Origin of the sequence: Candidatus Methylomicrobium oryzae, assembly GCF_016745425.1 — a bacterium.
Classification (GTDB): Bacteria; Pseudomonadota; Gammaproteobacteria; order Methylococcales; family Methylomonadaceae; genus Methylomicrobium; species Methylomicrobium oryzae.
The window spans coordinates 22324-37889 of the sequence record NZ_JAERVK010000008.1 but is presented as its reverse complement, the minus strand read 5'-3'; the positions used below and the strand labels follow the sequence as shown (position 1 = coordinate 37889).

10 protein-coding genes are annotated in these 15566 nt (G+C 55.0%); 3 read left to right on the top strand and 7 right to left on the bottom strand.

The window, feature by feature from the left end; genetic code table 11:
• Positions 1 to 23: 23 nt before the first annotated feature.
• Both JJL52_RS10205 and JJL52_RS10200 read right to left on the bottom strand, forming a co-directional pair.
• Positions 24 to 668 (bottom strand): DUF2959 domain-containing protein, encoded by a 645-nt coding sequence (locus JJL52_RS10205; protein WP_202052312.1) that lies wholly within the window; start codon positions 666 to 668, stop codon positions 24 to 26.
• Between the two features lie 52 nt (positions 669 to 720).
• Positions 721 to 945 (bottom strand): hypothetical protein, encoded by a 225-nt coding sequence (locus tag JJL52_RS10200; protein WP_236994183.1) that lies wholly within the window; start codon positions 943 to 945, stop codon positions 721 to 723.
• Positions 946 to 1363: 418 nt separating this feature from the next.
• Between JJL52_RS10200 and JJL52_RS10195 the strand changes: the two genes are divergently transcribed.
• On the top strand, positions 1364 to 2566 hold the full coding sequence (locus JJL52_RS10195) for a glutaredoxin family protein (RefSeq protein WP_236994182.1): 1203 nt from the start codon (positions 1364 to 1366) through the stop codon (positions 2564 to 2566).
• Positions 2567 to 2890: 324 nt separating this feature from the next.
• Positions 2891 to 4426, top strand: coding sequence for a hypothetical protein (locus tag JJL52_RS10190; RefSeq protein WP_202052310.1), 1536 nt, complete (start codon positions 2891 to 2893; stop codon positions 4424 to 4426).
• Between the two features lie 174 nt (positions 4427 to 4600).
• Here JJL52_RS10190 and JJL52_RS10185 read toward each other — a convergent pair whose 3' ends face one another.
• From JJL52_RS10185 to JJL52_RS10165, 5 genes are all read right to left on the bottom strand, one after another.
• The gene (locus JJL52_RS10185) at positions 4601 to 6049 is read right to left on the bottom strand and encodes a TolC family protein (RefSeq protein ID WP_202052309.1); all 1449 of its coding nucleotides are present in this window, start codon (positions 6047 to 6049) and stop codon (positions 4601 to 4603) included.
• The gene (locus tag JJL52_RS10180) at positions 6036 to 9212 is read right to left on the bottom strand and encodes an efflux RND transporter permease subunit (protein ID WP_202052308.1); all 3177 of its coding nucleotides are present in this window, start codon (positions 9210 to 9212) and stop codon (positions 6036 to 6038) included. Before JJL52_RS10180 ends, JJL52_RS10185 begins: the two co-directional genes overlap by 14 nt.
• A gap of 22 nt (positions 9213 to 9234) precedes the next feature.
• Positions 9235 to 10320 (bottom strand): efflux RND transporter periplasmic adaptor subunit, encoded by a 1086-nt coding sequence (locus JJL52_RS10175; protein WP_202052307.1) that lies wholly within the window; start codon positions 10318 to 10320, stop codon positions 9235 to 9237.
• A gap of 476 nt (positions 10321 to 10796) precedes the next feature.
• Positions 10797 to 10934 (bottom strand): hypothetical protein, encoded by a 138-nt coding sequence (locus tag JJL52_RS10170; RefSeq protein ID WP_202052306.1) that lies wholly within the window; start codon positions 10932 to 10934, stop codon positions 10797 to 10799.
• Positions 10935 to 11320: 386 nt separating this feature from the next.
• Positions 11321 to 13441: a molybdopterin-containing oxidoreductase family protein gene (locus tag JJL52_RS10165; RefSeq protein ID WP_202052305.1), complete on the bottom strand. Its 2121-nt coding sequence runs from the start codon at positions 13439 to 13441 to the stop codon at positions 11321 to 11323.
• A 331-nt stretch (positions 13442 to 13772) separates the two neighbouring features.
• Here JJL52_RS10165 and JJL52_RS10160 point away from each other — a divergent pair, with 331 nt between their 5' ends.
• Positions 13773 to 15173 carry a hypothetical protein gene (locus tag JJL52_RS10160; protein WP_202052304.1) on the top strand — a complete coding sequence of 467 codons (1401 nt, stop codon included), beginning with the start codon at positions 13773 to 13775 and terminating at the stop codon, positions 15171 to 15173.
• Positions 15174 to 15566 lie beyond the last annotated feature (393 nt).

Here is a 15566-nt window from a genome sequence, read left to right as displayed (position 1 = left end):
GCTAGCCTGATAAAGACGGTCCGTTATTTGTTTTCCATCGTGCGGATAAACGCATTGGCCTCGTTGATCGACCGCTCCATGGCGGCGATCAGGTTCGAGACGTCGTTATTGATCGAGCCCAATTCGGTTTTCAGCGAGGCGATCGCCTGAGCGTTCAAATTATGCTTCAAAAACATCACCTGATCCCTGAACACCGTCAGCACCGGTTCGATTTTCGCCTCGGCGTTTTTCATCGCGTTAATCAATTGACGGTACTGGGTTTTCGTGTCCCGAAGCTTGGCCTGGCTGCTGCGCTTGAGCGACGCATTGCTGTATTGGGTGATTTCGTTTTTCCACTCGTTGAACAACGCGTCCGAGACATCCTCGATCTCCCGGATCCGGTACCTGACCTCTTCCGCTTTTTTAGCGCTGGCTTCATACTCGCCGTTCAGTCTGTCATAGGTCGCTTCCAGATCGCCGCCCTGGAAGCGCGTTACCGCCCGGAACTGGTCCAGCGCGGACTTAAACTGCTCTTTCGTCTCTTCCTGGGTATCACGCGCTTTCTCGACACGGTGGACCATCACCTCCCGCTTCGGGATGCCGATTTTTTCCAAGCCGCTGTAATATAGGCCGGAACAGGCACTCAGGCTGAAAAGCAAAGGAAAAAGCAGACGCGGCAAACGGTTCATCGATCTCTCCATAAGTGATTTTCGGGCATTATAGAAGATCATTCCTTGAAACTCAGCCCCTCAACGTCTTTTCCAATTTTTTCGCCTGGCCGGCGTCCAGCCACCGCTCGCACCAGGCATTCAAGGAACCGGCGCTTCTTTTCATCAGCTCGAACTCCCGCTTGGCTTCTCCCGGTTGCTCCTTGGGCCACCAGCTGTGCGCGATAAACTGGCCGGCGATATAATCGCGGGCTTTGGATAATTCGGCGTCCGTGATGTGGATTTTTTTCGAGGTCATCGGGTTCACCAACCTGAATTGAAGAATAGTGGGACGGGTAAAGTTGTAATACTCCGACCTTATTTTTCGGCAATAGTTGATTATTAAGATGACGGAAATGACAGGCGAACGCATCTTTGGTCTTGAATTGCCCGCTGTACCCATATCCCTCATACATAAGAAGGACGAGATAGATCGCGTCGGGAACACGCGATCTACCTCGCCCTTCCTTGGGCTCGTACCTCTGTCCATAGACCACCCTTTAGTGCTGGCATCCATGCAGTCGTGGATTCCGGCACACATCTGTCTGGAACAGATTTGCCTGGCCCCGAAGGGTGCTAAGTTTTCCTGTCTGGCATCCTTCGGGTCCATGTCGGAATGACGAATTGGTGTATAAAGGCATGCAATGAAAAAGCTCAGATTTTTACTTGTCCGTTCAATGCTGATCGTCCTTGCCTTGCTGGTCGGATTTGCCGCCTCGGTCGGCGCAGCGCCTCCAGCGGCCGCGCCTGAAGCCGAATCCGATCGGATCGCGGCGCAGAAGGACATCGCTGTCGAAGTGTTCATTCGCAAAGGCTGTCCCCATTGCGAGAAAGCTAAATCATTCCTGACCGCTTTGGCGGCCGAGCGGCCGGAGATGCGGATTTTGCTGCGCGATGTCGGCCAAGACGCGGCAGCGCTTGAGCGCTTGAGAGAGTTGGCGAATGCGCAAGGCATCAGCAAACCCGGCGTGCCGGCTTTTTATATCAACCAGCGGCTGATGATCGGATTCTCGGATGAGGCAAACGCCGGAAAACAGCTCCTGAGTGCACTGGCTGATGCAAAACGGCCGCAACCGGCTACCCCTCCGGAAAGCTGTACCGTCGATCAAACCCAGGTTTGCGAAAAACCGTCAGAGCCTGCCGGCTTCGAAGTCTCGCTGTTCGGCCATACGCTCGGCCTGGATCGAACCGGCTTGCCGCTGTTCACGCTGGCGATGGGCCTGCTTGACGGCTTCAACCCCTGCTCGATGTGGGTACTGATCCTGATGATTTCGCTGTTGGCGCCGATGCGGGACCGCTGGCGCATGTTCGCGGTCGCTGGAACCTTCATCGCGGTCGAAGGGCTGGCCTATCTGGTTTTCATGGCGGCCTGGCTAAATCTGTTCTTGCTGGCGGGATTCTCGCGGGTCTCGCAGCTCATCATCGCGGCGCTGGCGATAGGCGCCGGGGCGATTCATATCAAGGATGGGCTGGCCTTCGGCCATGGGATTTCGCTGTCGATACCGCAACAGTCCAAACCCGGCATCTACGCGCAAATCCGCCGAATCCTTCAGGCTGAAAATCTGCTCGGCGCGCTTCTCGCCGCCGCGGCGCTGGCCGTTTTGGTGCAGATCGTCGAGTTCCTCTGTACCTCAGGCTTTCCGGCGCTTTATACCCGAATTCTGACCCTCCAGCAGCTGGGTCCCTGGAGTTACTACGGCTACCTGCTGCTATACAACGCGGCTTACATGTTTGACGACGCGCTCGTACTCGGGGTCGGCATTTTCACACTCAGCCAAAGGCGGCTCCAGGAAAAGGAAGGCCGCTGGCTTAAGCTGATTAGCGGCGGCGTGATGATCATTCTCGGCGTCTATTTATTGGCGGCACGGCATTCGGGTTGAGCGAAATCATGCCTCGACTGAACCGGCGGCATGTCAATCGCTCTGTACTGCCTATGAAAGCTATGTTCCGAAACGGCATGGCTATTGCGGAACCAGCCGCGTTCGCAACTCCCGCTCCGCAGCGTGCGGCTAATGACACCAAGAGCCAGCTGATTCAGGAGCTTGTAGGCATTTCTTCGTCGTTCATGGCATCATTAACGGCAGTTGGTAAAAATTCATAGCAAAAGTTCAATCATTTCCTATCGGCGCGCTTATAATTCTTCAAAACCGTATGATCTTTTCCTATTCGACATCTTCTAAAAAGTACCCAGGAGCAGTTACGCGATGACGGCCGAACTCCTCATTCTCTCGGCGGTGCAGTTGCTTGGAATCGGGGCTGCCTTCCTTCTGGCCTATCGGTCCTTCGAAAAACGCCGCATCAAGCTGGGCGCCGAACCGACGCTGCCGCAATACTTTATCGACCGGAACACTTACACGGCCGGAATCGCCTTTTATTGCACGCTGATGGCGACGTTCTACGGCCTGTTGACGTGGCAATGGCTGCCTCTCGAGCCCCTGGTGACGCTGACCGTCAAGAGCCTTCGTGCCGGAGATTGGGTAACCCTTTTGAACGGCTTGGGCGGCAGCACATTGGTCCCGTTGATCATCGCTGCACTGCTGCTGTTTTTCATTGCCTGGGAAAGCAAGTTCAATCCCCTGCTGATATTGCGCGACAGCATCCACGACGCCTTCGCGATTCCGACCAAGGCGGTCGAGGTCTACAATGCGCTGGTAACCTCAAGATTGTCCGCGATCGACGACCGTTTGAAAGAGAAAATCGCCGCTCGTCTGTTGGTACCGAGCATCGATCCCGGCGATTTCCAAAAATCCGATGCCACCGTCGAGTATAAATGGGCGCACAATTGCCTGCTTTTCGATGAAATCCAAAACTACGCCGAGCAAACGTCCTTTCGCCGGTTTTTCAACGAACCGTCGCTGAAATGGGGAGAAATCTGCATCTCCTACAACGCCATGTCGGAAAGAGTCGCCGTCTGGAAAGAAGCGGAGCCGCACTATACCAAGACGGTCAAATTGCTGAAGGATCTGGACCACTTGACCGGCCTGCTCTGCCGCCTGCTCGCGTCCCTGATCGTGTTCGGCAGCGCCAATGAGAACGACATTTGGTCCGCTGTGAAGCGGCTCGGCGGCAACGTGCGCGAAGCTCGGCTGGAACACACCTATAGATACATCCTGCTGTTTACCGCCGCCGCCGCAATTGGAGTAATGCTGGGACGGGAAATCTCGGTCTTGCTGCACAATACCTTCCTGTTTCCGGAAAGGCCGCTTGCGCACTTCGACTACACCACCCTGCGCTGGGTTGCCTATGCGATTCCGATGTATGTGCTGCCGATCGCGCTGGTCTTCGTTTCGCGGACGTTCGTTTTCAGGCAGCATCGCGGGCAATCCGACCGATACTACGGTTTTTATATGTCGGTGATGATATTGGGCTTCATCGTCAGCACCGCGGTATCGGCACTGGTGCTCGAATTGACCTTCTACCGCAGGGAGCATTTCAATTTTCTGGAAAGCTTCATCCAACACATGCGTTGGGGAATTCTACCGGCGCTCGTGTGCGGCTTCGTGGCGTATCAGATGGACAGCCCCGCCAGCGCATCGGAATCGGTCGGCCGACAGGTTTTGGCCGCCCTACTGCGGTTTTTCGGCTGGGGGGCGGTCGCCGTGATTATCATGTTGTATGCAACGGACGACCTGCCGGTCGAAGTATCGAACCTGCGCTTCACCTTGGTCGGCACCGCGTTCTTTATGATCGGCCTGTTGGGTGCGGCTGCTTACTTCCAAACGCCGAGGGCTGATGATTAATCCGCCTCATATTCACTATCCAGGTGCCAGCCTGTAGGTCGGGCACGCTTTTTGTGCCCGACAATATCGATACTTCAATCGGGTAATGGTTTTGAGTTATTCGTCCTATTGGGGCATGGCTCTCGGCCAAACGTCGGGCAACGGTGAAGCTGTTGCCCGACCTACTCACTACAATTACACATTCTGCCACCCACCCCCAAGCGCCTTATACAAATCCACCATCGCGCCCATTTGCTTCTGTTTCGTTTCGATCAGCTCTTTTTTGGCGTCCAGGGCATCTCGTTGCGTCAATAAAACCTCCAGATAATCGGCGCGGGCCGAGAGGAACAACTGGTTGGCCACGTCGATCGATTGGACGAGCGAGTCCACCTGGTTGCTCTTGAAGCGATAGTTTTTGTCCAGGTTATCGATGTTCGAAATTTGATTGGCGACTTCCATATAGGCTTTGATGATGCTTTGCTCGTACTCGTAGGCCGCCTGAATCTGCTTGGCGTTGGCGTTTTTGTATTCGGCGATGATCGCGCTTTTGTTCACCAGCGGCGCGACCATTTCGCCGGCGATGGTCGCCGCCAGCGATTCCGGCGTGTTGATCAGGTATTTGAGCGCGAACGCCTGAAAGCCGATGCCGGCTTTGATGCCGAAGGTCGGGTAGAAATTTGCTCTCGCCACTTTGATGCTCAAATCGGCCGCCGCTAGCTCCAGTTCCGCTTGCTTGATATCGGGCCGGTTTTGCAGCAGTTGCGAGGGTATCCCCGCCTGGAGCATTTTCGGTTTGATGTCCATGAAGCCGGTCGAGCGGCGCTTGATCGGCCCGGACGTTCGGCCCAATAAAAAATTGATGCGGTTTTCAATGACGCTGATCTGCTGTTTGATCTCGTATTTTTTGCTCTCGTTTTTGGTCACTTCCGCGGCGTAACGTTTGACCGCGAGCGCATTGGATCTGGCATAAATCTGCAATTGCTTGACCATCTCCAGGCCGTTTTGCAGAATGGCGATGTATTGTTCCAGGTTCTCGAGCTGGTTGTCCAACGCGAGCAGTTCGTAATACGAATGCGCGACCTCGGCGACCAGATTGGTCACTAAAAAGTGCCGGCCTTCGATCGAGGCCATGTAATCCAGCACGGCCACCTGTTTCTCGTTTCTGAGCTTTTTCCAAACGTCGATCTCCCAGGTCGAAAACAGCCCGAATTGATAATCGCCGAGCAAGGTCGGAAACGATTCGCCCGGCCGTATCTCCAGATTTTCTTCGACCGCGCCGCTGCGCGTAAACTGTCCGACCTTGTCCGCGCCGGCGCCCGCGCCGATGCTCACAAAAGGCAGATAGGCGCCTTTACGCCGTTGAATTTCATTTTCCGCCACGCTGATGCGCTGCAGCATGATATTCACTTCCTTGTTGTTCGCGATCGCCGATTTGATCAAAGCGATCAAATCGGGATCTTCGAAAAAGTCGGCCCAATTCGCGGTCGCGGTATTTTTCTGTGCCGAAACACCCGGCGTATTCTTGAAATGGCCCGGCAGCGCGGTGTCGGCCTTTTTCGCGGTCATGGCCGGAATCCCGCAGCCTTGCAGCGTCAGCACCAGGCATCCCCATGCCAGCGTATGATAAATCTTACTCTTTGACATCGTGCGTACCGTACTGATAGGTTTCGGTTAATGGATTGAAGTCTTCATCCCGGATCAAGCGCTTGCCCTCGATCATCTTGGCGAAGACGTAAAAGAGCCCCGGAATCAGGACCACGCCGAACATGGTGCCGAACAGCATTCCGCCCAGCGCGGAGGTGCCGATCGTGCGGTTGCCGACCGCCCCTGCCCCGGTTGCGATCGCCAGCGGAATCAGGCCGGCGATGAACGCGAACGAAGTCATCAGGATCGGCCGGAAACGCGCTTTGGCACCTTCGATCGCGGCCTCTTTGACGGACATGCCCTGGGCCTGCTTCTGCACCGCGTATTCCACGATCAACACCGCGTTTTTGCCGAGCAAGCCGATCAGCATCACCAGCCCGACTTGGGAATACACGTCGTTGGCAAGCCCGGTTTCTTTCAGCAGCAGGAACGATCCGAAAATGCCCGCAGGCAGCGACAGCAGCACGACCAGCGGCAACACGAAGCTTTCGTACTGCGCCGCCAACACCAGGTAGACGAAGATCAGCACGACCGCGAAGATCACCAGCGCTTCGTTGCCGCGGGCGGCTTCGTCGAACGACAACCCTTCCCAGGCAATGTCGTAACCTCTGGGCAAGGTTTTGGCGGCGACTTCCTTGACGGCCTCGATCGCATCGCCCGTGGTATAGCCGGGTGCGGGCTCCGCGCGAATCGCCGCCGAGTTGTAGAGGTTGTAGCGGGTGATTTCGTTGGGGCCCTGCCGTTTCTTCATGGTCATGAACGAGGAGTACGGCACCATCTCGCCAGCTTCGTTTTTCACGTAGTAATTCAATACGTCGGTCGGGAAGCGCCGGAACTCGGGCAAGGCTTGCGCGTAGACCTTGAAAAAGTTGTTGAAGCGGATGAAGCCCTGCTCGTAAGTGCTGCCGATCATGATGTCGAGGTTTTCCATCGCCTTGTCGATGGAGACGCCTTTTTGCATCGCAAGCTTGTTGTCGATGAGCAGTTCGTACTGCGGATAATTGGCCGCATAGAAGGTGAACAGGCCGGTCAATTCCTTGCGTTTGCGCAGCTCAGCCATGAAGTTCTGATTGATCTTGTCGAACTCGTGGTAATCGGTGTTCACGGTCTTGTCCAACAACCGCAGCGCCAGTCCGGACGCCGCGCCGTAGCCCGGAACGGGAGGCGGCTGGAAGAACTCGATCACCGCGCCGAAGTCTTTGCTCTTTTCTTCCAGTTCCTGAATCACTTGTTCGACCGAATGCTTGCGCTTGGACCAGTCTTTCAGGTTGATGATGCAGGTGCCGGCGTTCGAACCGCGCCCTTCGGTAAGCACTTCGTAACCCGCCAGCGAAGACACCGATTGCACGCCGTCGATTTTTTCGGCAATCGCTTCGAGCTGCCGCGCCACTTTGTTGGTCACTTCCAAGGTCGATCCGGGCGGCGTTTGAATGATCGCGTAAATCATCCCCTGGTCTTCGCCGGGAATAAAGCCGGCCGGCAAGGTTTGATTGACCATGAAAATGCCGAACGAAAACCCGCCCAAGGCCAGAAACGTGATAATGCGCCGGGCGACCACCACGTTCAGCAGCTTGACGTAGCGGCCGGTAACTTTTTCGAACATATAGTTGAAAGCGTCGATGAACAGGCCGATCGGCGTTTTCCGTTTCGGGTGGCCGTGGGTGTTTTTCAGAATCATCGCGCATAAAACAGGTGCCAGCGACAATGCGACGATCGCCGAAATCACGATCGACGAGGCCATCGCGATCGCGAACTGCCGGTAAAACACCCCGACCGGACCGGTCATGAAAGCGATTGGGACGAACACCGAGGTCATGACCAGGGTAATCGCGATAATGGCGCCGCCGATTTCGCCCAAGACTTTATGCGAAGCGACGAAGGGCGAGACGTGTTCGGCCTCCATTTTCGCGTGCACTGCTTCGACCACTACAATGGCGTCGTCGACCACGACGCCGATCGCCAGCACCAACGCAAACAGGGTAATCAGGTTGATCGACAGCCCGAACGCCGACATCACGGCAAAGGAGCCGATCAGCGAAACCGGCACCGCCAGGATCGGAATCAAGGTGGAGCGCCAATCGCCCAAAAACACGAACACCACCAAGGCCACCAGTACGAAGGCTTCGCCCAACGTGTGCAGGACTTTTTCGATCGACGCATCGACGAATCTGGACACATCGTAGTTGATCTCGTAGTCCATGCCTTCCGGAAAGGACTTTTTCAATTCCTGCAATTTTTCCTTCACGTCCTCGATGACCTTGCTGGCGTTACTGCCGTAGTTTTGTTTCAGCACGATCGACGCCGACGGATAGGAATCCTTGTCCGAATAAATATCGTAAAACTCGCTGCTCAGGTCGACCTTGGCAACGTCTTTCAGGCGCAGCATCTCGCCTTCCGAGTTGGCGCGGATGATGATGTCTTCGTATTGTTCCGGCTTGTTGTACCGGCCTTGGTAGATCAACACGTACTCTTTGGATTGGGCGGCAATCCCGGTGCTTTGGCCGATGCGTCCCGGCCGGCCGATAATGCTTTGATTCGCGATGGCGTCCATCACCTCGTCGATCGACACCTTATAGGCGCGCATCCGGTCCGGATTCAGCCAAATCCGCATCGCATACTGGCGGCTGCCCAGGATTTTGGCCTGGGCGATCCCGTAAACGCGCTGGACTTCCGGAATTACGTTGACGTTGGCATAGTTGAATAAAAATTTCTGGTCGGCGTTCTTGTCCTTGCTGTACAGGTTGATGTACATCAGCATGCTGGGCTGTACCCGCTCGACGATCACCCCTTCCAGTTGCACCAGCTTCGGCAGCCGGTTCATCACCTGATCCAGGCGCGTCTTCACGTTGACCATTGCAATGTTCGGATCGACGTTCAGATCGAAAATCACCTGAATGACCGCCTCGCCGGCGCTGGTCGCGTCCGAAACGATGTATTTCATGCCGGGAACGCCGTTGATCGCGCGTTCGAGCGTAATCAGCGACGACTGCACCAGCACGTCGGCGCTGGAGCCGGGAAACGCCAGGGACACGATCACACGGGGCGGCGCGATATCCGGAAACTGCGAGATGGGCAAGGACCGGATCCCCAAAAAGCCCATGAACAGGAACAGCAGCGATAACACGATCGCCATGACGGGGCGTTTGATAAAAATATTAAACATGGCTTAGCCTCTTCCGGCAGGGTTATTCCGTATACAGATCCAGCTCGGAACGGACTTTTTCCGGCGGCCTGAAGTCGGTTTCGATTTTTTGTCCGGCATGCACTTTGCGCAGACCGTCGAGCAGGACTTTGTCGTCCTCTTTGAGGCCGTCTTTCAGGATGAATAGATGCGGCACCGAGGCTTCGATATTGATCAGCCGCTGTTCGAGCGTACCGTCCGGTTTGACGACGTAAACGTAGGTTTTATCGAGAATTTCGAACGTCGCTTTTTGCGGAATCAACAACGCGTCTTTGTAAGCTTTCTCCATCAGGATCGTGCCCGTTTCCCCGTGCCTGAGCAGCATGTCCGGATTCTGGAAGGTGGCGCGGAATTCGATGTTGCCGGCGGTATTGTCGAAATCCGCTTCGATCGTCTCGATTACGCCGGTTTGATTGTAAACCTGGCCGTTCGCCATCCTGAGCCGAACCTGAGTAGGCGCGCCGATTTTTTGGTGCATTTTGTAATCCAGATACTCGGCTTCCGGCACGTTGAAATACACCCACAATTTGCTGATGTCCGACAGCGTGGTCAACAGCGCCCCTTCATCGAGAAGGCTGCCGTTTCTGACGTCCAAATGGTCCATAATTCCATCGAAAGGGGCATTGATGTCGGTGAAGCCCAAATGGGTTTCCGCCAGTCTCACTTCCGCATTGGCCTTGTCCAATTTTGCTTTCGCCAACGCCAGCTCGTTCAACGAAACGATTTGTTTATCGGCCAAACCTTTGGTATTGAGGTATTCGATATTGACGGTGTTGGCTTCGGCTTTCGCTTTTTGCAGTTCGGCTTGATAGATGTTGGGCATGATTTTGAACATGGGTTGCCCCTGTTTCACTATCTTTCCTTCATCCACAAAAATATTCTGCAAGTAGCCCCTTTCCAGCGCTCGCACCTCGATATGTCTAATGGCATGGATCTGGCAAACGTATTCCTTGACGACGGATGTGTCTTCCCGTAGCGGTGCGGTTACTTCTAATTTTGGCGTTTCTTCCTTTGGTTCGGCTTCCGGCTTATAGCAACCGCTCAGGAGAACGGCCGATAAGCCTAAAATTACAGAGGCTTTAGTAATCATTTTTATGATCCTGAGGGCTCGATGAAACAAAAAACTGTTGTTAATAAAAATCGATCTTTTCACGCTAAATGCATGCATGAAATTCGTTTGCAATCGCCAACCGCTAGTCTTGTGGCGGTTACCCTACCCTCTTTGCATTATCGGCAGGGGGATGGGGGCTCCCGATTCATGACACTGGACTTGGAGCGGTTTGCGCCTATGAATCATGGTTGAGAAAGCAGCTGCGCGATGATTACGTATTGAGGGTTCAGCAAGTTATATGCCACATAAAAATTCTTACTGTTTGCCGGAGGAAAGCCAGCGTTCACAGTCGGGCGTTATGTGAAGAAATAAAGTGATAAGGGGAGTTGACCCGCTGTTAGCGGTTGAAATACACCATCGACCAACCCCCTAAAATGCGTAGCGTTTTGGCCTAATACAGAAGGGTGCGTTAGAAGTTATGCTTGCGAGTTTCGGATGGCGGTTTTCGAGGAGGGTCAGTTTGCCGTTATCCAGGACCGGCAGAGCTCTTCAATCCTATGGCTTAAGGTCTGACTGCGGAAGACGCCTCCGTTAACCAGCAATGCATCGGGCGCGCTGCCGTGCCCCAGGGTGGCTTCGCGCGGCGCTTTCATGCAGTTTCAAAAACGCTGCGATATTAAAGTTGCGGATGAAGGGAAGGGGAAAAGCGGTACATTCTTGTCGTAGCTTTTCAGCGTGTACGCGTTCAGTCCCCTCTTTGAAAAAGACGACTGCATGGATGCAGGAGGTAGAGTAACGCAGGAAGCAGTTACCGAGGGGTTAGGGGGGATTTTTTAAATAAATCCCCCTTGATCCCCCTTTTTCAAAGGGGGAAGTGAGCGTTTATTCCAGCCTATCCTTAGCCTACCGATTTCGGGCCTAAGTGTCAGGCGGAGCGATTGAGGGTTTCGTGATCGGTTGCGGCTTTGAGGGCTTGAACAAATGGCAGCGGGGCGGATTATGATGAAGCGCATTCAAAGCCGCAACCGCACCCTGGAGATTAAAGCGCTTCCACCTGCACCAAATTATCCGAAAACGACGGCGCATTGCCCATATTGACCAGCTCGGCGGAGCTGATGCTGTTCACGGTTCCGTGATTCAACTGCCGCCAATAGCCGAGCGTTGCAACGACCAATCCCGGCTGCACGTCCTCGGTGATTCTGGCGACACCGGCAAAAGCGCCCCGCCCGTTGAACACCCTGACCTTGCCGCCGTGCCGGATGCCGCGCGGGTCGGCGTCCGCCTGATTGATCAGCACGAACTGCTCGCCCTGCCCTTGAATCTTGTGTTCCATGTTCGCGTAACAGGAGTTCAGGAAACCGTGGCTCTTCGGCGAGACGATGTTCAACGGGTATTTCGCAGCCAGTTCGGGATTCGTCGCAGCCGACTCCCGAGGCGGCACGTAGTCCGGCAGCGGATCCAGCGCTTCGCCCGGTTGGAAACCTTCGTACATCTGGCGGAAGGGCCCAGGAACGAAATTGGTCGCTCCCTCGGCGATCAGTTGGCATTTGCCGGACGGAGTCGGGAAGTTGCCTTCCCGGTGCGGCGCGCGGTCGTCCTTGCTGCCGACGTTCAGGCGCGCGAAGCCGTGCTTACGTAGCGTATCGAGCGTAATACCCTGACAGGCAGGCGCATTCCAGTCGACGTAATGTTCCAGACATTCGGCGTCGGACCACTTGAAATTATCTTCCTCAAAGCCGAACCGTGCGGCCAGGCGCCGGAAGATTTCGTTGTTCGGAACCGCTTCGCCCGGCGATTCGACGCATTTAGCGTTATAGGTCAGGTACAGATGGCCCCACGACAGGATGATGTCTTCCATTTCCGCGCCCATCGACGCGGGCAGCAGGATGTCGGCATAGAGGGCGGTATCGGAGATGAAATGTTCGGCTGAAACCAGGAACAGATCCTCTCTCAGCAAGCCTTCGACGATTCGATCTGTTTCCGATGCCTGAGTGACCGGGTTCGCGTTCCAGCACATCATCGACTTGATCGGAGGGCCCGCCGGCGGCTCGGCGGTGAGTGCGCGGCCTATCTGCAGCGCATTGATCACGCGGGTGCCTTCCGGGATCAGGTCCGGCCGGCAGATCACGTCGAATTTGTAAGGATGCTCCCAAACCGGAAACTGCAAAATGCCGCCGCCGACATGGCGCCAGGCGCCGGTCAACGCAGGTAGGCAACAGACTGCCCGGATGGTCTGGCCGCCGCCGTGGTGCCGCTCCAGCGCGACGCCGATGCGGATCGCGGCGGGCTGAGTGGCCGCGTATTCGCGGGCAAGTTTGCGGATGTCGTCTGCCGGCACGCCGGTAATTTCTTCGGCCCATTCCGGCGTCCGCGATTCAGCATGTTCCGTCAGTTCTGCAAAACCGACCGTGTAGTTATCGACATAATCCCGATCGGCCAGCCCTTCCCCGATAATCGTATGGATCATCGCCATCGCCAGCGCCCCGTCGGTGCCCGGTTTCGGCGCGATGTGCCAGTCGGCTTCTTTCGCGGTCCGCGAAGCGTAGGCGTCGATCACGACGACCTTGGCGCCCTGCTTCCGCGCTTCCTTGACGATATGCCAGTGATGCAGGTTGGTGCTGACCGAATTGCAGGCCCAAATGATGATGTATTTCGCATGGATGAAGCTTTCCGGATCGACCCCGGCAGTCGGCCCCAGCGTTAAAAGCCAGGCGGTGCTCGAACCTTCGCCGCAAAAGGTCCGCTCGGTCACTGTCGCGCCGAACCGGTTGAAAAATGCATCGCCGCCGTTCAGCCCATGCACCAGTCCCTGATTGCCGAGATAGCTGTAAGGCACGATCGCTTGCGGGCCGTGCTCCGCGATGATCGTCTGCCAGCGGCTGACGATTTCGTCCAGCGCTTCGTCCCAACTGATTCGAGCGAATTGTCCGCTGCCTTTCGGGCCGCTCCGCCGCATCGGATACAGCAGACGGTCGGGATGATAATGGCGTTTTTCGTAATCCTTCAGCTTGACGCAAAGCCCTCCCCGCGTCATCGGATGATCGGGATTGCCTTTAACGCCGGCCAGTCTGCCGTCCTCGACTTCGAAGATCATCGCGCAGGTATCGGGACAATCGTGCGGGCAGGCGCCGGGATGTTTTGTTCTTATTATTTCGGCCATGTGTTTATTCGATTGGAAAAAAGCCGATGATAACTTATTGACGAGGCGGGGTCATGTATTTCGGAGTCGATATATGGAAAGTACGACCTGAAAACCGTTAAACCAATACTAATTGATACGGATGGTACAACATTGCAGGGTGAATAAGCGAAGCATATCCCCTACCCTATGATCGCCGGATGCGCTTCGCTTATCCGGCCTACGCAATACCTTAAACATGCCCCGCCCGGACGGGGGGGGAACCCCGCATCGGCCTGAACTCTGGCGCCTCCATACAATCCAATGAAATTATTGGAAATTTTAGGTTACCGGACAGGGAGTCGATGTTCTAATGCACGCAAAGCTTCAGCTTTCCGGCCCAAGCGTCCGTAAAAGAATACCCCAAGCGGCTCTGCTGTTCGCTCTGGCCTTAAATGTCGGCGGCTGCAATCTGATTAAACACACCCTGGAATTGCCCGAGAAAGGGATCCGTTCCGTTTTTTCACTCGGCCGGGAAAAGGAGGAAAAAATCGACCCGGTCGAACTGCAATCCCAATTGCTCCGCTTTGCGGACAATTCCATCAATTCGCTCAACCTCACCGCCGGCCGGTTGCAGCGGGAAGGAGAAAAAGTGAAACAAAGCCGCAGCATCTTATTGCGCCGGATCAATACTACCAATGATATTATCGCGATCGCGACCGGTGCCAACGCCTACGCCAATCTCCTCGATATGATCATCTTCGCTGCCCTGAACCGGATGAATATCGAGGATTACTGGATGCCCAAGTTTTTCGGCGACTCCGCCAAGCCGTATCTGCGCGCCGCTCAAGACGTAGAAAAAGAAATTTGGAGGATTGCCGGTACCGTGCTGAAAAAAGAACAGATGTCGGAATTGCGTGCGGCTATCGAGAACTGGCACAAGCAGCATCCTACCATGCGTTCACCTCGCGATCTCGGCTCAATGGGTTTTGCAGCCGAGATCGCGCAAATGAACCGGCGTGCCGACCAACCCGGAATAACCGCCAGCGTCTTCAATCTGCTCGTGATCGATCCTTTGGCCGAGCTCGACCCGGCTACCCGCGAACTGGCTAATACCCGGCTGTTTGCGGAACGCGGCCTGTTTCTGGCCCGCTATTTGCCGACCTTGATTCGTTGGGAAACCGAACTGTTGGTGATCCAGGCCGGGGAAACGCCTAAGATGGAGCAACTGCTGTTTAATACCGATCGACTGACCGAAGCGGCGGACCGGTTCAGCCGGACAACGGAGCGCCTGCCCGGATTCATCAGCGCCGAACGCCGACAGCTCATCAATGCCCTGAGCCGGCAGCAGCCGGAACTCGCCGAGCTGGCCACTCAAACCGAAAAGGCGCTAGTCGCAGGCAAAGTAATGTCCGATGCTTCGACTGTCACGCTAAAGGCATTTCAGGATGTGGTAAGACAACTGCAAGCCAGACCGCCCAGACCGGGCTCGGAGCCTTTCCGGATCACGGATTATACGGTCGCCGCGACCCAAATGGCCATAACAGCGCAAGACCTGGCCCGATTGCTGCAAACCCTGAATCAGGCCCTTGCGCCCGACAACTTTGACGAACTGACTGCCCGATTCGACTCGCTAAGCCGACAGATCAAAGAATTGATGAATTATACGTTCAGGGAAATCGTAGTGCTGGGGTTGATTCTGATTGGATCAGCTTGCGCGATGGTGCTGGTTTCGGCCGTGGTTTACTGGAAACTGAAAAAGAGATTTTTCTGATTATCGGGATCAGTTGCAGATAATGCGGAGCGGTATTAGCGCGTTCAAAAGTGCGGGGGTATTTAAGTAAGAAGCCATAATAAGCTTCTATTATCAGATAATATTTTAATAATGCTTGCCGATTATAGATATGGAAGTGATGTTGAATATCGGAGGCACGTAAAGCGAAATAATAAAGCAGGAATGTTTGAAATCCCCTCCCCCCGGATAGAGCTTTTTAGAGGCAGGTTTATAATATAGAATCTATTATCAGATAATAGTTTTATAAGAAATACAAGATCAACGATCAGGTACGCACAGCATATCTACGGATTGACATACCGATCATTAGCTTTAACGCCTCGCAGCCCCCACCACGGAAGCGATACCCACATTTTCAGCGATCGCCTGGCG

Coding starts and splice junctions, on each gene's coding strand:
- JJL52_RS10205 (WP_202052312.1), bottom strand. CDS start 668: ATGAACCGTTTGCCGCGTCTGCTTTTTCCTTTGCTTTTCAGCCTGAGT.
- JJL52_RS10200 (WP_236994183.1), bottom strand. CDS start 945: ATGACCTCGAAAAAAATCCACATCACGGACGCCGAATTATCCAAAGCC.
- JJL52_RS10195 (WP_236994182.1), top strand. CDS start 1,364: ATGCTGATCGTCCTTGCCTTGCTGGTCGGATTTGCCGCCTCGGTCGGC.
- JJL52_RS10190 (WP_202052310.1), top strand. CDS start 2,891: ATGACGGCCGAACTCCTCATTCTCTCGGCGGTGCAGTTGCTTGGAATC.
- JJL52_RS10185 (WP_202052309.1), bottom strand. CDS start 6,049: ATGTCAAAGAGTAAGATTTATCATACGCTGGCATGGGGATGCCTGGTG.
- JJL52_RS10180 (WP_202052308.1), bottom strand. CDS start 9,212: ATGTTTAATATTTTTATCAAACGCCCCGTCATGGCGATCGTGTTATCG.
- JJL52_RS10175 (WP_202052307.1), bottom strand. CDS start 10,320: ATGATTACTAAAGCCTCTGTAATTTTAGGCTTATCGGCCGTTCTCCTG.
- JJL52_RS10170 (WP_202052306.1), bottom strand. CDS start 10,934: ATGAAAGCGCCGCGCGAAGCCACCCTGGGGCACGGCAGCGCGCCCGAT.
- JJL52_RS10165 (WP_202052305.1), bottom strand. CDS start 13,441: ATGGCCGAAATAATAAGAACAAAACATCCCGGCGCCTGCCCGCACGAT.
- JJL52_RS10160 (WP_202052304.1), top strand. CDS start 13,773: ATGCACGCAAAGCTTCAGCTTTCCGGCCCAAGCGTCCGTAAAAGAATA.